17 protein-coding genes are annotated in these 18,848 nt (G+C 46.4%); 8 read left to right on the forward strand and 9 right to left on the reverse strand.

Annotated features, from left to right (window positions below; genetic code table 11):
- Positions 1–123 precede the first annotated feature (123 nt).
- From MNV_RS11635 to mtrD, 5 genes are all read right to left on the reverse strand, one after another.
- Positions 124–642, reverse strand: a complete 519-nt coding sequence (locus MNV_RS11635) for a DUF1614 domain-containing protein (RefSeq protein WP_218838010.1) — start codon at positions 640–642, stop codon at positions 124–126.
- Between the two features lie 156 nt (positions 643–798).
- Complete coding sequence (locus MNV_RS11640; RefSeq protein WP_096206132.1) at positions 799–1,662, reverse strand: universal stress protein; 864 nt, start codon at positions 1,660–1,662, stop codon at positions 799–801.
- A gap of 155 nt (positions 1,663–1,817) precedes the next feature.
- Positions 1,818–1,967, reverse strand: a complete 150-nt coding sequence (locus MNV_RS19700) for a hypothetical protein (protein ID WP_179293958.1) — start codon at positions 1,965–1,967, stop codon at positions 1,818–1,820.
- A gap of 165 nt (positions 1,968–2,132) precedes the next feature.
- The gene (locus MNV_RS11645) at positions 2,133–3,272 is read right to left on the reverse strand and encodes a DUF1646 family protein (RefSeq protein WP_096206133.1); all 1,140 of its coding nucleotides are present in this window, start codon (positions 3,270–3,272) and stop codon (positions 2,133–2,135) included.
- A gap of 139 nt (positions 3,273–3,411) precedes the next feature.
- Positions 3,412–4,143, reverse strand: coding sequence for a tetrahydromethanopterin S-methyltransferase subunit D (gene mtrD, locus MNV_RS11650; protein ID WP_096206134.1), 732 nt, complete (start codon positions 4,141–4,143; stop codon positions 3,412–3,414).
- 378 nt (positions 4,144–4,521) lie between these two features.
- Here mtrD and MNV_RS20795 point away from each other — a divergent pair, with 378 nt between their 5' ends.
- The 3 genes from MNV_RS20795 to MNV_RS11665 all read left to right on the forward strand — a co-directional run bounded on the left by MNV_RS20795 (position 4,522) and on the right by MNV_RS11665 (position 7,366).
- A complete protein-coding gene (locus MNV_RS20795) occupies positions 4,522–5,040 on the forward strand; it encodes a winged helix-turn-helix domain-containing protein (protein WP_257000042.1) in 519 nt (172 codons plus the stop codon).
- A gap of 370 nt (positions 5,041–5,410) precedes the next feature.
- Positions 5,411–5,914, forward strand: coding sequence for a hypothetical protein (locus MNV_RS11660; protein ID WP_096206135.1), 504 nt, complete (start codon positions 5,411–5,413; stop codon positions 5,912–5,914).
- Positions 5,915–6,121: 207 nt separating this feature from the next.
- Positions 6,122–7,366, forward strand: a complete 1,245-nt coding sequence (locus tag MNV_RS11665) for a 3-isopropylmalate dehydratase large subunit (RefSeq protein WP_096206136.1) — start codon at positions 6,122–6,124, stop codon at positions 7,364–7,366.
- Positions 7,367–7,429: 63 nt separating this feature from the next.
- On the opposite strand, the gene MNV_RS11670 is transcribed toward MNV_RS11665, so the two are convergent.
- A complete protein-coding gene (locus tag MNV_RS11670) occupies positions 7,430–7,909 on the reverse strand; it encodes a 6-pyruvoyl trahydropterin synthase family protein (protein ID WP_096206137.1) in 480 nt (159 codons plus the stop codon).
- Positions 7,910–8,009: 100 nt separating this feature from the next.
- Here MNV_RS11670 and MNV_RS11675 point away from each other — a divergent pair, with 100 nt between their 5' ends.
- Together MNV_RS11675 and MNV_RS11680 are read left to right on the forward strand one after the other, a co-directional pair.
- Complete coding sequence (locus MNV_RS11675) at positions 8,010–9,263, forward strand: Nre family DNA repair protein (RefSeq protein ID WP_096206138.1); 1,254 nt, start codon at positions 8,010–8,012, stop codon at positions 9,261–9,263.
- Positions 9,253–10,083 (forward strand): SPL family radical SAM protein, encoded by an 831-nt coding sequence (locus MNV_RS11680; RefSeq protein ID WP_143311754.1) that lies wholly within the window; start codon positions 9,253–9,255, stop codon positions 10,081–10,083. Before MNV_RS11675 ends, MNV_RS11680 begins: the two co-directional genes overlap by 11 nt.
- Positions 10,084–10,134: 51 nt before the next feature.
- On the opposite strand, the gene MNV_RS11685 is transcribed toward MNV_RS11680, so the two are convergent.
- Together MNV_RS11685 and hdrA2 are read right to left on the reverse strand one after the other, a co-directional pair.
- Positions 10,135–11,454, reverse strand: a complete 1,320-nt coding sequence (locus tag MNV_RS11685) for a 4Fe-4S binding protein (RefSeq protein ID WP_096206140.1) — start codon at positions 11,452–11,454, stop codon at positions 10,135–10,137.
- Positions 11,451–13,790, reverse strand: a complete 2,340-nt coding sequence (hdrA2, locus tag MNV_RS11690) for a CoB-CoM heterodisulfide reductase HdrA2 (protein WP_096206141.1) — start codon at positions 13,788–13,790, stop codon at positions 11,451–11,453. The genes MNV_RS11685 and hdrA2 overlap by 4 nt, the downstream gene beginning before the upstream one ends.
- A gap of 485 nt (positions 13,791–14,275) precedes the next feature.
- Here hdrA2 and MNV_RS11695 point away from each other — a divergent pair, with 485 nt between their 5' ends.
- The gene (locus MNV_RS11695; RefSeq protein ID WP_096206146.1) at positions 14,276–15,046 is read left to right on the forward strand and encodes an NAD+ synthase; all 771 of its coding nucleotides are present in this window, start codon (positions 14,276–14,278) and stop codon (positions 15,044–15,046) included.
- On the opposite strand, the gene MNV_RS11700 is transcribed toward MNV_RS11695, so the two are convergent.
- Positions 15,003–16,271: a tRNA(Ile)(2)-agmatinylcytidine synthase gene (locus MNV_RS11700; protein WP_096206142.1), complete on the reverse strand. Its 1,269-nt coding sequence runs from the start codon at positions 16,269–16,271 to the stop codon at positions 15,003–15,005. The two genes, MNV_RS11695 and MNV_RS11700, sit on opposite strands and share 44 nt — an antisense overlap.
- Positions 16,272–16,346: 75 nt before the next feature.
- Here MNV_RS11700 and MNV_RS11705 point away from each other — a divergent pair, with 75 nt between their 5' ends.
- Both MNV_RS11705 and rbcL read left to right on the forward strand, forming a co-directional pair.
- Positions 16,347–17,330, forward strand: coding sequence for a transcriptional regulator (locus MNV_RS11705; RefSeq protein WP_096206143.1), 984 nt, complete (start codon positions 16,347–16,349; stop codon positions 17,328–17,330).
- A 5-nt stretch (positions 17,331–17,335) separates the two neighbouring features.
- Positions 17,336–18,628: a type III ribulose-bisphosphate carboxylase gene (gene rbcL, locus MNV_RS11710; RefSeq protein ID WP_096206144.1), complete on the forward strand. Its 1,293-nt coding sequence runs from the start codon at positions 17,336–17,338 to the stop codon at positions 18,626–18,628.
- Positions 18,629–18,848: the final 220 nt, after the last annotated feature.

Below are 18,848 nucleotides of genomic sequence, written 5' to 3' on the forward strand. Positions count from 1 at the left end.
AATGGGGTTATTTTTCTTCGGAGATACTGGTTTAATTTTTGAGCGAATACATCAGCATACTTGCATGACCTCTCAACGTATATGATTGTAAAAATCCTCGGCGTTACTGCCTTTGCTGAGGCCTTACGCTAGCAGAACAGATATTATACCCGTCAGGAATATTGCATCAAATGTTCCTGCTCCTCCTATCGAAACTACTTTTATTCCCAAGTCAGGGATTTTTTTCAGGTTTAATATATCAACACCGATAAGGCATCCAAGCGTGCCTGAGATATAGGCGATTATAGGGGCTTCTTGAGGAGAGATTATAAGAGCCAATGCAGCGGCCAGAAATGGAGGGAGCAGCACATGAATTGATATCCCTGAACCTTTTACGGGTCTTGCTATCCTGTGGATAACGATTGTCATGACCACGATTCCTATCAGCACATCAACCAGACTTACCATTGTAGACAGAAATACGGACATAACTACCGGAATAACAGCACCTCCAAGATTAACCGCTATGAATATGCTCCGCTCGACTTCAAGAGATGAAGCGTAACTTGACCAATGAAAATCGCTCCCTTTACCTGTTATTACAGGCACACGCGACACGAGCTTTTTGATAGGGAAGTTCACATAACTGCCAAGCAGCGACAAGAAAAGAAAATAAACAGAATATTCTGGAGGAAACCCAGCTTCCTGAAAGCCATGCCAGAGATGTTTATGCTTACCAATATAAGAAGCACCACAAGAATCAAAAATAATAAGACAATAAACGATGCTTTTATCCTTGGATATATCTGATTGGACAACTCACTTAGCTCTCACAACCAGAACTGGTCTATTTGCTCTCCTCACTACTGCACAGGTGGTGCTTCCTACCAGCAATTCCCTGAACCAGCCTTTACCATGTGGGCTAATCGCTATTAATGAGACATCCTCGTCCTCAGCAGTTGAGATTATTTCTTCGGGCGGGTTTCCCACACGAACATGATCTTTCACATTAAAACCTGCTTCGCTAAGCACCTCTCTGATATCGCCAAGCTTGCTTTTCGCCTCATTGACATTTTCCTCTATTTCTTCCTCTGTCTCCCCTTTACTGACCACATTCAGAAGAACCATTTCTTTAATATCTTTTATTTCTTTCATAAACGATATTGTCTTCTTTGCAGGTTCGGAAAAATCAGTCGGCAAAAGGACTTTTGAGAAAATCATCGGGCAGAATTTTTCATGTTTCAAACCTTCCAGGTCTTCCACTAATTTATATCGCATGATAAGAAGATCTGTCTTTGCATGATGCACGACTTTTGAAGAAACGCTTCCAAGAAAGAGATCCTTTATTTTGCTTTTACCTCGTGCACCCATAACAATCAAGGAGGCTTTTTCTTTTTCCGCAGTTTCCAGAATCTCTATATAAACTTCACCTTCTGTTATCACATCCACTTTTATTTTCACTTTCAACCCAAGATTCTCGAGGTATTTTTTCTTCTCTTCCATGAGAATCTTGGCATTCTCGATATGCGGTCCATGAGTCCAGCCATGCTTTGGAGAAGGATGTGTTGCATCAACTACATGCAATAAAACAACCTCTTTTATGCCAGGAATCTCACGAATACACTCAAGAGTTTTATGTGCATACTCTGAAAAATCTGTTGGAAATAGAACCTTTTCGAACATTTTATCCTCCTTTATATTATTATTTTTGATTTCTTATATTTCAATTTACTGTTTTTGAAGCCTACACAATCTTTAGTTTCAGGATATGTCTTTATTTAAATTCCGGTTAGGCACCATATAGGAGTTTTTTGCACTTGATTTAATTTTAATGATGCCTAACCTTTAGAAGAAATAAAGATACTATATAATAGCCATGCAATCATCAATACAGCAAAGAATATGCCTATAATTACGAGTAGTATTCCTGTTCCCAGGTTCTTAATTCTCTCCTTAATTCTTTCTTTATTGATCAACTGTATTTTCATATATTGTCTCCCATACGATTTTCATCATTTTCCGGAAACCTGCAACCACATATCTTGCAGGTATGGGAGAAACCATTCTCTGTATGAAAGTACATACCTCCTGCTATCATAATAGTGTGTCCACAGTGTTTACATAACATTGTTTTCTCATCATTGTTTATCTAATTACGATATATAGTTCGGCGCATAGAGAATTATGAAATATACTAGCATTGCTACCAGACCGAGAGGCACTCCGAGCCTTGCCCATTCCTTGCTTGTTATTCCAAGCTTATTGGCTGAGATGATATTGGGTATATTGCCGGGTATAAGCATACCACCGGATACAAGCAACCCCATCAGTACGCTTTTAATCTTGATTGCCGGGTCAGGTGCGCCAGGTACTATCATGGAGGGATCGACCTCAGCAGCAGCAAGAGTAGCATTATCCAGAATTGCGGATACCATGTTCACCCAGTAAAGAGCTTCTCCTGCCATTTTGGTTACATACCACTCAATGATAGGCGTAAAGCCAGTTCCAAGAAGGACAAGAGCCATTACGAATACATACACCTTTGCTGCTCTGACGAGCACGTCCCTTATTCTCTCATGAGTGTCTTCTGTCGATACGACTTTTTCCTTTACATTATCTTTTTCTTTCTTAGAGACAATGAAAAGACCTATTAAACCGAATGCCAGCACTCCTGGAATTATATATGTGCCAAGCAGGTCAGCCAGATAGAAGAAGTCCTCCTTGAGTTTGGTCTTTATCACAATAGTAGAAAGGGGCTCTCCAATAGGGGTAAGTGCAGCTCCGAGTCCTATTGCAAAGCATGCGATTATCGTCAGGTTTATCATCGTTTTCCGATTTACCTGTAGAGCGCTAACTATCTCAACAAGTAGTAGTGCAGAGATGATAGCGGTAATCACACTTGAGAGAAGACCGAGCACCACGATGACTAAAAAGACCACTATCTTAAGTGGTATCCTGGTCAATATTTTTTGCATGATGGTGCGGATGTGCCCGCGACCGTAATGGAAGATAAGTCCTGCAAATAGTACGGCAAGCGTTATCTCGATAGGATCGATAAGTGCTTTTTCAGCCAGATTCAAGTTCCAGTTAGGTAAAGTCTCCTCAGCACCTATACCAGGGTTGGATGACGCCTTCAGGAAGATTGAGTTAATTGTTACTGCCAGTACACCCATGGAAAAAAGGAAAACCTCGAGATTGTGCTCTATTTTTTTAATCAGAAAGGGGCCTAATAGAACTATCAGGAATATGGCTAATAAGCCTCCTGCAACTGTTGAGCTAAACTCCAGGCTCATTGTACCTCTTTTCCGACTGTATTACTTCTATACTATCGATTTGAATAATTACTTTCATCATGTATTTTGCTCCTTTTGCAGGAAATAAAGCGATGTTCCAGGCAATCCTCCGCTGGTATTTCTAAATGGTCGCTTTGTATTACATTCCTGTTGCAATCAATACTGCCGCAGCACCGCAAACCAGGCTTACAACAAAGCTTGTGAGAGTATCCTTTGGAAGAACGCGCCTGAACTTGGGATCATGGAATCCCTCAATTGTGCCGCCCACACCATATGATGGAACAACAGCATTAACATAGAAAACACCCATGGTAAATACGCCCGCAACTGCTGCTGCGCTTGTTGCGCTTATCAACGGACTGTATATGCCTACCAGGACATAATAGATGAGAGAACCTCCGATTCCTCCAAGAGCAGCCCCTATTACTCCACTTACAAAACATACGGTCGGAATTCCCTGTCCCTGAGTTCCTTTTGACATATAAATGTCCTGTCGCTCACGTGTTATGGGGTCGCGTTTAACCTGGGCTGAAGCAAATGGCACTCCGACGCCATAAGCGTAAATTAAACTGGCTGCAAGCATTGCGCTCGATATCATTATCATTGAACCTACTGCTCCTGCGGCGAGTACTAAAGCCATAGGTGCATTTTCTACATTCGCGTACATATAAGCCCCTGTTATCAAGCCCACAAGCCCGGAACCTGCTGCCAGTTCCACAGTACCTGTTCCTATACCAGTAGCCTGTGCCATTGCCGCCGGTGCTCCCCCGACGGGCACAAAATGCACACCAAGACAAATAAGAGTTCCGCTGATGGCTATTAAAAGGATATTTGTTAATATTGCCGGATCAAGTAATGAAATATCCACCATTTTAATTCGCTCCTTTTTCCAGTTTCTTTAGTGTTTCTACATCGGTTTTTGTTTCAATCCAAGAACTCAAAAACGTTGAGAAGTCATCGAGACGGCTATCAAATTCCATGCTTATATTAGATGGCATATATTATTGTTCCTCCTTTTCAAACAGAAATCACCATATACGAAACCATAGTGAATGTTTGACCTGTTTGATGGACTATGAGTATTAAATGTTATAAATTTTTCGTATTTGTGATGTATTGTTATAAATTGTTAGAATTTCATTTGTCTTATCGATTTTAAAATGTTGATTTCTTCTGGTCGAGAAGAATATTGATTTATGCAAAAGGATAATATCAAGAAAAAAGAATTGAATACAAAAAGGATTAACGTATGAATAAGGAAAAACCTTTCTACAAATTGAGCTTCCTGTTAGCTATATTTTTATTTCTGCTTTCTTTTGCAGCTATAATGCCTTTCACCACAAGAGGAGAAATTCTAACTAATAAGCCTTGTACCGATGCTGGTGATGATCCATTACAGCAACAGCAATCTAAAGAAGAAAACACATACGAACAAGTTGACTGCCTACCGGCTACCAATGATAATATGATTACCTTATTCATTCTGGGACTTATCAATATTGAGGATTTAACAATGTGGGTTCTGGGAGTGGACAGAAGACTGATAGTATTGAAAATGATGCACGAAAAAAGGATGATACAGGCATCTGATATAGCAGATTCGACAGGGAGATCATTGCAGAATATAAGTTATGCAATGCGTGAATTGGAAGAAATGGGGCTGATTCGGTGTATCACTCCCGATAAGCATACATGGAAGAAGTATATTCCGACTGAAAAGGGTACAAAGATATTTGAAAAAATCAAGAAAAATCATTTCATTGAATAAATAATTATATATTTATGATTTTCTATGCAATTTACCAACCTTATATCCACAACGATTCAGGACAAAAGAAGCATAGCAACCAATAGGAGATAGAAACCTTCATGCATCCGCGCTTGGATGCCTATTTTTTCAAAACAGCGGTCCTTGACACATTCAATGCCTTAAATAGCTCTATAAACAATCATCTCTAACAAACCTCTTTTTCATAATGATAACCATAACTATTATTATTTAAATGAATAAATATATATAGCATCCGATTTTATCTAAGTAACTATAGGAAGGCTGGCTCCGGAGTGATCATCCACCACTCCCTTAAACCAGTATCTCTTACTCTCTCACTCTGACCCAAACTCAGGAGATATAAAAAATGGCAACGCAATTGATGAGATCAAAAGTCGATACCCTGAACCCGAAAGAAGGGAAAAAACTTCTGGAAAAGGAGTTAGGGGGCTGCATGGATGCAGAATATGTTTTTTCAAAAGTCACCGACATTGGCGACCATGAAATAAAAATCCCTGCGATCCTCCTGAAAAAAAATCTCAAGAACAAGGATAAGTATCCCGGGGTTACTATGCACAGCAAATGGTCTATGATCAACGGGGACATGGGTGAACGTGAAGCATGGATGTTCCTTGACATTGAATTCGAGGACCTGGGCACCCTGAAATTCAAGTTCAATCTCTTTGATGCGAATGCCAGGGAATGGATACAGACCCTGATCCTTGCAAACGGGAATGCCGTCCTGTGCGACAGGAACAAGAAAACGAAATTCGATATCGGACTCTCAAATATCCCTCTGGATATACCGCTGGCGCAGATGACTCTGACGGCTTTATTCATGGTGCGGACGAGATATGCGGTGGGCGGATAGAGAGAAAAGGGATTTTTCAATTCTCTCAAATTACTTATTGCTTTTAAAGGTTAAAAATCAGCCAATGGACAGGATTAACAAGATTGATAGGATTGACAGGATAGATTTTTACAGTTTATCCTGTTAATCCTGTTATCCTGTCAAATTAACGGATGGGTTCGTCCAAATGCAAACTTCTATCTATTATAAACTCACAATAACCAGCCGATGTCTACCATAAGCGAAAAGATACTCGGCAGAGCCGCCGGGAAGCCTGCAATAGCTGATGACTTTATAGTAGCCGATGTAGATTACGCAATGGCTCACGACGGAACAAGCGTGCTGGCTGTAAAAGCGTTCAAGGAGATGGGTATAAAAAAGGTGTGGGACCCGAAGCGAATAATAATACCCTTTGACCATATCGCGCCTGCCAATAACGAGACAGCCGCAAAATTGCAGCAGGGCATAAGAAATTGGGTAAAAGAGCAGGGCATCACCAACTTTTCTGATATCGGAGGCGGCATATGCCACCAGGTTCTTCCGGAGCAGGGGTTCGCCCTGCCGGGAAAGCTGATAATAGGTGCGGATTCGCATTCATGCACCTACGGCGCCTTTGGCGCTTTTGCTACAGGCGTTGGCGCAACAGATATGACTGAGGTTTTTGCTACAGGAAAGCTGTGGCTGCGCGTGCCGCAAACTATCAGGATAACGGTCGAAGGCAAACTGCAAAAAGGCGTGTCTGCAAAGGATATGACGCTTAATATCATCAAGAATGTGGGCGCAGATGGGGCGAACTATAAAGCCGTAGAATACTACGGCGAGACGATAAGCGAGCTATCTATCGCCGGACGCATGACTCTGTGCAATATGGCTATCGAAATGGGAGCAAAAGCCGGCATAGTACCGCCCGACGAAAAGACCTTTGAATTCCTTAAAAGGATTGCACGTGAAAAATACACGCCGGTATATGCAGATAAGGATGCACAGTATTGCGAGGAGTATAATTTCGATATCGGAGACCTGGAGCCACAGGTCGCAAAGCCTCATGAAGTGGATAATGTATTTACCGTCGCGAAAGTCGCAGGAACCCCGCTTGACCAGGTCTTCATTGGCTCATGCACAAACGGGCGTTACGAAGACCTGGAGGCTGTTGCAAGAATCCTGAGCGGCAAAAAAGTCAAAGCAAGAACGATTGTCCTGCCTGCCTCGCGCTCTGTTCTTATCAAAGCAACAGAAGCTGGCATAATCGCGACGCTCCTGAAAGCGGGCGTCATCATCGCGCCGCCGGGCTGCGGACCGTGCCTGGGAGCGCATATGGGAGTGATATGCGAGGGTGAAACGTGCCTTTCTACATCCAACCGCAACTTCAAAGGCAGGATGGGGGCTGGCGGCTTGATATACCTCTCATCGCCGGAGACTGCGGCTGCAAGTGCGCTGAAAGGGGAAATTGCAGACCCGAGGGAAGTAGTTTAGTGCTTCCTGAAAATCAATTGACTATGATAGATTGACTGGATATAAATTTGTTCTTTAATCTTTTTACATCTCAAACTCGCAGCCCGCGCCCTGCCCTATCCCCTCATCCACCCTTACATGGATTTTTGTAATATTCTCTGCACCGTTTGATTTTAGCGCTGTTGCGATACCTGATGTAAAATACTTGCATAAGTCCTCTGCACTTACGGATCTTGTGGGCAGGAACACGACATCCTCTGACGGCAGCACATATTTCTTTTCACTCTCTATTATTTCAATGGACACGCTCCCTTTTTTCTCTATCCGCAGGCGCGGGTCTTGCTCTGCTATCAGGACCCTGTGGTCAAGCCTGTCGCAGATAGTATTGACGATCCCTTTAACCTGCTCAAAATCGATGATGAACTCCCCCACCTGCTCGCCTTCTATTCGCACGCTGATCGCATATGTATGTCCGTGCAGGCAGCCGCATTTCGGGTGATTCGGAATGAAATGGCATGCTGAGAACCGCAGTTTTGCCATCCAGCCGTCTATCTCAATGAACATGGGATTGGCTTAATTACTCCGGCGGGTATAATCCTTTTGCCAGGTTTACTTTCACAGAGCTTACATTTGTTTTATATCCCTGTATATCGTCAATTGATGCATGGACTCGGTAGATTCGCTGTTCAGCGGCAGTGATTCCCTCTGCATCCTGTGCAGGGGCGCAAAATTATTATGCGGCAAAGACAGGTGTCCTGTTCTTATCAAATTCTATTCCAGCGTTAAAGTCAAGCCGCTCACTGACAGCCTGAACATCGACGGCTCCTCTCCGCCCGGAGTATTCGTGGGCAGGATAGGATACCCGTATGTCTCTGTGGGCCCGCTCATCCCTCCATCGCACGGCGATACAACACTTCTCGATACGCCTGAGATGTGGATCGGCAGAAGTATCGATGATATCGTGGACTTCCGCTCCCAGCTCGTGCGGGGAAAACATCTTGTGCATATAAGAGACCTTGAGAGCAGCCACATCATAGAAGCTACGCGTGAGATGGCTCTGTGTTCATCGCCTATCGATGTTGAGGCTGAGTTCTTAAAAAAGCCAAGCGCAAGGCTTGTTCTCGATGACGAGGTGCAGCCCTTCGGACCGACGGCGCCGCTTAAGAAAATTGATGTTGGAAACACGAGATTTGACCAGAAGATGGAAAAAGCATATTGTGATACCGACTTGAAAGCAAAAGAGGCTGTGCTCTCGCTCTATAAGGACGGGACCCTGGTTTCAAGCATCCAGAAAGCTTTCAGCGTCGGCGCTTTCGGCGAGGGCAAAGCGCGCCGTTTTGTTCCGACACGGTGGAGCATCACGGCAGTGGACAGCATGGTAGGCGCTCATCTTATGGAGAAAATGAAGGATTTCCCGTTGATCAACGAATACCTTGTTTTTGAATCCTGGCAGCTGGATAACAGGTTCGTTGTCCTTATGATGCCGCGCGCCTGGAGCTATGAGCTTATAGAGGCATGGTATCCCAATACTGTCTGGAACCCGTTCGGGAAGGAAGTTGCGATAATGTCCTCATCCGAAGGTTTTGAAGGAAGAACGACCTACGCGGAGATCGGCGGCTGTTACTATGCGGCACGGCTTGCGGTGAATGAATATCTCGTGAAAGAAAGAAGGCAGGCGCGAGTGGTAATACTCAGAGAAGCGCATCCCGGCTACATAATGCCAGTCGGGGTGTGGAACGTGAGAGAGAATGTGAGGGCTGCGCTGAAAACACAGCCCGGGAAATTCCCGTCTCTGGATGAGGCTTTTAAATATATTTCCACAAGGCTTGTTATCCCGAAGGAGAGGTGGATAAAGGAGAGTACTGTGTTGAAAGAGACATTGTTCCAGCGCGGGCTTGAGGATTTTTTTGGTAGATAGAAAAATGATAAAAGAAATAAAAGTCAAAACCGCCCTCTCCCCTTCGCAACTTCCGGGTCTTGATTACGCCCTCAATCCTTACAGGGGCTGCGCGCACGCCTGCATATATTGTTATGCGCCATCGGTAATTTACTGGGACAAAGGAAAATGGGGTGACCTTGTTGAGGTAAAAATAAACCTTCCGCGTGTTTTGTCAAAAGAACTCAGGACAAAGAAAAAAGGCGTTGTGGGGCTTGGTACTGTGACAGACCCTTACCAGCCAGCCGAGAAAAAATATGAGATAACCCGCAGGTGTCTTGAACTTCTGCAGATGCACGACTTTCCAGTGTGCATCCAGACAAAATCCTCTCTTGTCCTCAGGGACATGGATTTGTTGAAGAGATTCTCAAAGATCGAAGTGGGCATAACGCTCACATCGCACGATGACATCGTGCGGCAAAAACTTGAGCCCGGCGCGCCGGCTGTCCAGGAGAGGCTGAATGCGCTGGAGGAGCTTCGGAAGAACGGCATAGATACATGGGTATTCATGGGACCAGTGATGCCTTATATTACAGACGTTGAATTGCTCCTCAACGTTATTGCAGATGTGAAACCTAAGTATGTGCTTGTGGACAGGCTGAGGTTGAAAGAAGGGATATGGGATTGCGTCACGGATTTCCTTAAAAAGTATGACTCGCAGTTGATTAACGAATATGACCGGATCTTTCAAAAGCATGGGGAATATTATGGGGAGGTTCTGGAGTTAATAAAAGCGGGCAGGGAATCGAAATATAAAAACCTGCCTGTTAAAACATGGGATGTATCCGGTGTCGTCCCGTAACATCGCCTGAAAAATTGAAGATTAAAATATTCCTCGATATCCGCTATGATATCAGGATGAGGATTTTAAGAGCCGTTTCTTTATTTCCTGCATCGCAACGGCTGGCTCTTTTTTCTCCCATGCGCGCCGTACCAGTTTATCACCCAGGAGCGATGAGACCTGTGAGATCCTCTCATCCACCAATTTTAATTTATGATTTACATCAGGTCTGACAAGCGGCGGCTCGATTTTTCTCTCAGCCTTATCTGCCTGCAAGGTGCGCGAGACATCAGGTCTTTTCCTGTCATCAGTTGTAAGGGACGCGATAGCCTTCTCCCAGTCCTGCGCCCATGGCGCCTCTGCTACTGGAGTATGTTTCACATCTGTTCTTTTAACTCCGATAGCCTTTACATGGCACGCTCTCTCACATGCGCCGCAGTAGGTGCAGAAATCCTTCACAACATCAATCTTCTTATCCGAAGGGATGATCCATGCTTTTGAAGGGCACACGTTGAAGCACCCATGACAGCCTACAGGATCGCAGCCTTTAAGTTTTGCGTCTATCAGCTCAATATCACCCTCAAAAGGCTTTGTAACAACCGCCGCATCATACGGGCATACCGCCTCGCACCAGCCGCAGCGTGTGCATTTGTCGTTATCTACTTTGATGTTCCCAGTGAGCTTCGGCGCGAATTTTTTTATATCATGCGGGTCAAAATCCCCTTTCACTTTTATCGCCTCTTCAGGGCAGAAAGGGACGCAGATGCCGCAATAGTCGCACTTCGCCCTGTCAACCAGCAGGTTATCAAAAGGCATGAGGTCATCGGCTTTTGATTTTTTCTCAACGAGCACAAATGCCGGGCACAGGTCCGCGCAGGCGCCGCATAAAGTACATTTGTCCATATCCACTTCGATCTCACCGGTCTTTCCGGGTTGGAACGGCGCTACTGTATCTTTTTTCGGGAATGCCAGTTCCACGCTGATAGCCTCTTCGGGACAGGCTTTCTTGCATATAAGGCAGGGCAGGCACTTATCATTGAACACAACGCTTGAATCAAGATGCGGGAACTCTGCAAGTTCAAAGATGTTCCTGTCGTTCACCGACATATTAAAAGCCTTTACGGGACAGAACGATGCGCACATACCGCAGAACGAGCACCTGGTATGGTCTACGATAACAGGAGGAGCGTCAAGGCCGGTGGCAATCTCGATTATCGGTCCGGGCTCTATTGCTTTTTTGGGGCAAACCTCGACACAAATACCGCAGCCATTGCAGCGTTTATAATCGTAATCCAGGACTCTCTTTGATTTCCCTGTTTTCTGGGTGAACAGGAAGTGCGAGCCATTTACCTCGCTATCCACAGTAATGTCAAGATTTTGTTCTTCGCTCATTCCTTAAACTCGCTCCCTATAGGTCCTGTTTCTTTCAGTTGCTTCACGAAATCCTTTATAGTGCCTGCGAACTTCTCACCTTCGCTTGCAGCTATCCACTCAACACGCAGCCGCCTCTCATCAAAACCCATATCGACAAGCAGCTTTGACAGCACATCCATCCTCTGGAGGGCGCAGTAGTTCCCTATGGTATAATGGCACTCGCCGAGCCTGCATCCTGCCACAAGCACGCCGTCAGCCCCCCGCCGCAGAGCCTCAAGGACAAATGAGGGGTTCACTCTCCCGGCGCACAGTACCCTGATGTTCCTGATGTTTGTGGGATATTGCAGCCTCAGGGAACCTGCAAGGTCGGCTGCTGCATATGAGCACCAGTGGCAAAGGAAACCGATAACAAGCGGATATTCGTTAATTTCCCGCGTAGCTTCCCTTATCTGAGCCATTATCTGGTCATCCGTATAATTCCGGAGCTGGATCGCGCCGTTAGGGCACGCTGCGCTGCACGCGCCGCATCCCTGGCATTCTAACTCATCGGCGCTGGCTTTTTTATCTGCTACTTTAATACGCCCGAACTTGCATACGCTCTCGCAGATACGGCATCCGTCGCACAATTCAGGCAGTACGTAGGCGCTCATGGGTTCTATCTCCAGTTCGCCTTTATGCAGCAGGCTCTCAGCCTTGGCTGCCGCGGCGCTTCCCTGTTCGATGGACACCTGTATCTCTTTGGCGCCCGAGGCGCATCCTGCGATGAACACGCCTTTTGTGTGCGTCTGTACAGGGCGCATCTTGGGATGTGCGCTCTGGAAGAAACGGTCGGGGCGGGTGGAGAGGTTCAGCATCTTTCCCAGTGCCTGCGCATCCCTGTTAGCCTCCATGCCGACTGCCAGCACAACCAGGTCATACGGCTCGCGGCAGGTTTCTCCCATGAGAGTGTCCTCGTAGCGGATGAATGTTTTACCTTCCGATTCCTCCACTTCCGCCACGCGTCCGCGAACGAATGAGATGCCCCTCTCCTGGGCGCGCCTGTAATATTCTTCGTACATCTCGCCGCCTGCGCGGATATCGATGTAATGAATTGTTATTTTTGCATCAGGATATTTTTCCGAGATGAGGATGGCGTTCTTTATAGAAGCCATGCAGCACACTTTTGAGCAGTATGGATTTCCCACCTGCTCGTCCCTTGACCCGACACACAGGATGAAAGCTACGCTTTTTACATCTTCTCCTGTTGAGGGGGAAACTACCCTGCCGTGGGTGGGACCTGCCGCGCTGAGCATACGTTCAAGTTCAAGGCTGGTTACGACGTTCCTGTACCTGCCGTGCCCGTATTCTTCTTTCCGTGCGGCATCAAAGGGCTGGTATCCTGTTGCAAGGATAACTGCGCCAACATTGAATTCGAATTTTTCCGGTTTCTGTGAGAAGTCAACAGCCTCGGCGGGGCATGCAAGCCTGCACAGGTCGCAGCCCACGCAGTGCTCATCGATGCACGCCACCAGCGGCACAGCCTGCGCAAAAGGTATATAGACGGACTTCCGCCTGCCTATGCCGAAATCGAACTGGTTCGGCACTTCGATCGGGCAGACGCGGGCGCAGATATCTATGCACCCTTTGCACTTCTTCTCGTCAATGTAGCGCGGTTTCTTTACTCCAGTGATATTGAAATTGCCCGCTTTCCCTTCTATGTTCGTTACTTCGGAATAAGTATAAAGCGTGATATCCGGATTATTCTGGACTTCTGACATCCTGGGAGCAAGAACGCACATAGAGCAGTCGTTTGTAGGGAATACCTCGTTCATCAAAGCCATCTTTCCGCCAATAGTTGGCTCCTTCTCAACAAGATGCACTTTGACGCCCATGTTAGCCAGGGAAAGAGCAGCCTCAATCCCGGCTACGCCAGCCCCGATAACCAGGACATCCTTATTTGCAGGCACGGTCCTCTTATCAAGAGGGGTAAGCAGCGCCACGCGTGCCACACCCATCGATACAAGGTCTTTGGCTTTCTGTGTTGCAAGGCTGTGTTTATCCGCATGCACCCATGACCCCTGTTCCCTGATATTGACCATCTCAAGAAGATGGGGGTTGATGCCCGACTGCTCAAGCACGCGCCTGAATGTTATTTCATGGAGGCGCGGCGAGCATGCCGCTACCACAATCCTGTCAAGCTTATGCTCGGCTATGTCTTTCTTAATCTGTTCCTGCCCGGCATCGCCGCATGCGAAAGTAATATCGCGGGCAACAGCAACATCTTTTAATCGCTCTGCATGTTTCCTTACTTCCTCAACATCTATAGTGCCTGCTATGTTCGACCCGCAATGGCAGATATATACACCTGTTTGCATCAGTTCTCCAGATTCTTAATGATTATTGATGATATATAGCTTTTGGCTTATATTAACGTGCATTATATGCTATTTATAGTTATTTACTCTTTCGAGGGTTGTGTTAACTTCATTAAAATAAGCCGAAACAAGATAATCAACCACTGAGTCGGCTATGAATGCGGTTCATAAATGAATATAAAAAGCAATACAAAAACAGGCGTTAACAACGAACTGGTACGAACTCGTACTAACTCGGGTTGCGTGAGTTCGTGTCAGTTCGTACCAGTTCGTTGTTTAAACAGTGCCTGTTTTCATACCGGTGCACAGAGGGACAGAGCGAAAATATCATGAATGAGACTATGATTTAAAGTTAACACTATCCTTTCTATCTGTTTAACACTATAAAATACAGCAGAAACTCTTGAATACTGACCGGGGAATGCATTTGCAAATGCCCATCAGTTGGAAAAAATAGATAAATGAAGCACTCTATCATTAAATGGATGATCCAGAGTTATCCCGATATAAAAAACAAGCTCATAAGCTTCATACGCTCGAAAGTGGAAGGTGCTGGCGCAAAAGGCGCGGTTATCGGTTTAAGCGGGGGAATCGACTCTACGTTAACCGCATATCTATCAGTAGAAGCCATCGGTCCTGAAAATGTACTGGGAATACTGATGCCCGAAAGTGGCATGACATCCAAAGAGGACATCGATGACGCACTGGAGGTCGTAAAGCTCCTGCACATTGAGCACAGGGTAGCCGAGATATCAAAGGTCTTACAATCTTTTTCATCTGTTATCCCTGATTTTGATATAACAGCCAGGTCAGCGAACGGGAACCTGAAGGCGCGAACGCGGATGTGCATATTGTACTACCACGCCAACCTGATGAACCTGATGGTCGTTGGGACCGGGAATAAGACAGAACTGCTTCTCGGTTATTTTACAAAATACGGCGACGGCGGGGTGGATATAGAACCCATAGGCTGTCTTTATAAGACGCAGGTCAGGGGTCTTGCGCGGCAAATGGGTGTACCTGCAAAGATTATTGATAAAGTCCCGACAGCAGGCTTATGGCAGGGGCAGACCGATGAGGGAGAGCTTGGTGTTACTTACGAGATAGCTGATAAAATCCTCACCATGCTTGTGGATGAGAAACGGGAGATTTCTGATATTAAGAAAAAATTCCTACCTGAGCAGGTGGACAGGCTGGTGAAACTGATGCGGGCTAATGAGCACAAGAGGATGCCGCCGGAGGCATGTCAAATCTGACCAGCGGTTTCGCCAGGTGCCTGCGCGCCGAAGGCGGTACTTCGTAGAACCCAGGCGAAATGTTCCTCTGCAAACTTTCCGTTACAGGTTCTTTCCTTGTCGCGCCGCATTTCTCGCACCTGTAGCCCTGCCCCCTGCCCATGGATTTCATCCGTTTCCCGCAGCAGAGGGGATTTCTCGATTCATACAGGTTCAGTGAGTTGATCTTGATCTTCTCAAGGTTAAGTGTGCGTTCTTTTACGCTTCCGTACACTGTCACCTCATCTCCGGCGCGGAGCTGCCTTATTAAGTGGCGGAATCCTTTCGTGGGCTCAAAAGCAGCGCACTCCAGCGCGGCGCAGGTGTCCGAAATTTCAAATATAACATGCCCGCCTTCGATTGTTTTGGGCGCTTTGCTGACTCTGCCGTCAAGAATATACGAGCGGTCATCCTGGACGTCGCTGATTTTTGCACTGATAAGATGCATATCAGTATTCTGGTTTGTCTTATAGACCACATGCCTTTCAACAGGCTCGCTCTTTATCATCAAAAAAGCACACCTCACCGCGTCTTCGCTTCTTCCGCGGATGCCAAACAGGATAGGGTCGGGCGAATGGGGAGCGAACACGATACGCTTGTTCTCATAGTCTGCCGTGTCCCATGTGCCGGGGGTCGCAGCGGCAGCCCACACTGAATCTTCATCCATCCATCTTGGCGTGCCCCACCTCTCTTTTTCCCGGTAGGCAATAAGCTCAAATGTAGGATCAGGAAGACCGCACAGGGCAAAGCCCGCTGCAGCAAGAGCACCGATAAGACCTCTTTTGTTCTTATATCCCCGGTAGCTTATCCCGTGGCGCGCGAGCAATTCCAGGGCTTCATGGATTTCCAGCACATCCTGCACGGCGCGCATGGAAAATAAGGAGAGGTCGTTTTGCATCCGCTGTGGAGTCTTCTCAATGAAAACTACCCCTGGGTTTGTGTTCTCTTCAGAAAAGACAGCCATTTCCTCAAGCGTGGAAGTAACTAATTGTTTAACATTTTCTGCGTCTGCGCTGCGATTCAGTTCAACAGGAAGAGCCAGGGCGGCATTCCCCCGTGTTTTATACTTTATATTCGGGTTCAGGCGGATCAACAGTGGATATCCTTTGATCGTCCCGTAGCCCTTGAGTTTCTCGATGAGCACGGCTGTAAGATACGTCGTGCACATGCCGTTTTTTGAATCCGTGTCATCGAGCCCTATAATCATGGAACCTCACTTTTGCAAACCTGTATAATAAACTTTGGCAACCATTTATATAGAAGTAGAAACAATCAAAATTTGATGAACAAGGAATTGCTTATAAATAAAGTTATCGGCATTTTGATCAATGCTGGTTTTATCATCTCGGACCGCTGCGATATCCGTCCCAGGAGTTTTGACCTTGCAGCGCGGCGTGATAAACTGCTGCTTTTGATCAAAGTACTGTATAATATCGACGGCTTAAACGAAGAAACAGCCGAAGAGATGCTGTTCCTCTCAAAGCATTTGAACGGGAGCCCTGTGGTCATAGGCGAGAAAACGCGCGACCACTCCCTTGAGACGGGCGTGGTTTACTTCAGGTACGGGCTTCCTGCCTTTGATATCGACACATTGAATGATTACTTTATTGAGAATTCCCCGCCCCTTATCTATGCCGAGCACGGCGGTCTATATGTAAATATCGATGGGGCTACTCTTAAAGAAGAGCGCATCAGGAAAAGTATCTCACTCGGAGCCCTTGCATCCTCGCTTGGCGTCTCCAGAAGAACGATAAGCAAATACGAGGACGGCGAAATGGCAGCCAGCGTAGACGTAGCAATGCGGCTTGAGGAGATACTTAACAAGGGGTTCGCACTCGCAGTAAGCTTATTTGAGAAGCGTCTTTTGCCTGAACTCCAGAGGCAGGACAGCCTGACGCTTGAGAACGTTAAAAAAGAATCCTCAGACATACTAACTCTCCTTCAGGACATGGGGTTCGATGTCCTGCCTATCTCACAGGCGCCGTTTGATGCCGTGTCCATATCTGCGAACAAAAGGGATAAGAACGCCACGATACTGACGGGAATAGGTGAATATACTACCACAACGATAAAAAAAGCTCATCTTATGAGCAGCATTTCTGAGGTCGCACACACACAGTCGCTCGTTGTAGTACATGGAGCCAGTAAAACCAAAAATATCGAAAGGACTGTTATGGTGGAAGACAAAGAACTTAAAAAATACAGCGATAAGGACGATTTCATAAACCTCTTGCAGGAACGGGGACGAAAGGTCAAGGTCTCATAGCGAATATGGCTGAGAAAATCGACTGGTATAATGAATTCGTAGACCTGAACTATACTCCTGCAAAAGACGACCTTGTCTGCCTTTACTATTTTGAGCCGGCAAAAGGGATAAGCGCCGAGGAAGCTGTCGGGAGGATAGCCTCAGAGAGTTCCGCCGGCACCTGGACCACGCTTACCAGGCTGCCTGAGAGAGTGGCTAAGATAAAGGCGCGTGCTTTTGAACTGAACGGCAATTACGTTAAAGTAGCCTATCCGATAGACCTCTGGGAACCCGGGAATGCGCCTCAACTGCTAAGCGGCATCGCAGGCAATATTTTCGGAATGAAAGCACTTCGAAACCTCAGGTTGATAGATGCCTCGCTTCCGGAAAATTATATTAAAAGCTTCAGGGGACCGCATCATGGCATTGCGGGTTTGAGGTCTCTCCTTAAAATTGAAAAACGCCCGCTCACAGGCGCTGTGCCAAAGCCAAAGATCGGTTTTAGCGCGGAAGAACATGCGGAGGTCGCATATGAAACATGGATGGGCGGCTTTGATCTTGTTAAGGATGATGAGAACCTGACCTCCACTTCTTTTAACCGCTTCGAGGACAGGGTAGAGCGCATGGCAAAATTAAGGGACAGGGCAGAGAAGGAAACCGGGGAGCAGAAGGATGCCCTTCTTAACATCACAGGCGAGACAAAAGAGATGATGCGCAAGGCAAGGCTGCTTCATGACTCCGGATGGAGATTTGCCATGATAGACGTCGTCACATGCGGGACTGCGGCAGTCCAGACGATGCGTGAAGAATGCGGCGACCTCGGTATAGCCATACATGCCCACCGCGCCATGCATGCGGCGTTTGACCGCAATCCCAAACACGGCATTTCGATGTATTTTTTAGCAAAAATGATGAGATTGATAGGAGTTGATGAGATCCATGTGGGAACCGCTGTCGGAAAACTCGTAGGCACTAAAACGGAAGTTACCCGGATCGCCACTATGCTGCGAAACCGCGATGTAAAAGCGGAAGATATGCTCCCGCAGAACTGGGGTACGATAAAGCCTGTGTTGCCCGTCTCTTCAGGAGGTCTTCACCCTGGCCTGGTACCTACAGTAATGAATATCCTTGGGAACGACTGCGCGCTCCTCGTTAGCGGCGGTATCCACGGGCACCCGGAAGGTACGCGCGCGGGCGCTATGGCAGTGATGCAGGCGATCGAGGCATCTATGGAAGGGACGGACTTAAAAGAATATGCTGCAAAACACAGGGAATTGCAGCAGGCGCTGGATAAATGGGGATATTATAGACCTAAATAGGTTCGAACCAATCGGCAGGTTTCAGGATGCCGTTAACTTAACGTTAATGTCCAGACACCTGTTGGGGTAAAACTGATAAACATTTCATCACAGTTATAAAATAAACTACTCCTATGCATTGTGAAATTTGGCAGATGATATTTCATTTTGTACTATGGGTTTACCCCCAGTGGGTCAGTGGACATTAACCTTAAGTTAACAGGTGGTTACCAATTCATAG

It is taken from the genome of Candidatus Methanoperedens nitratireducens, assembly GCF_900196725.1.
Lineage (GTDB): Archaea > Halobacteriota > Methanosarcinia > Methanosarcinales > Methanoperedenaceae > Methanoperedens > Methanoperedens nitroreducens_A.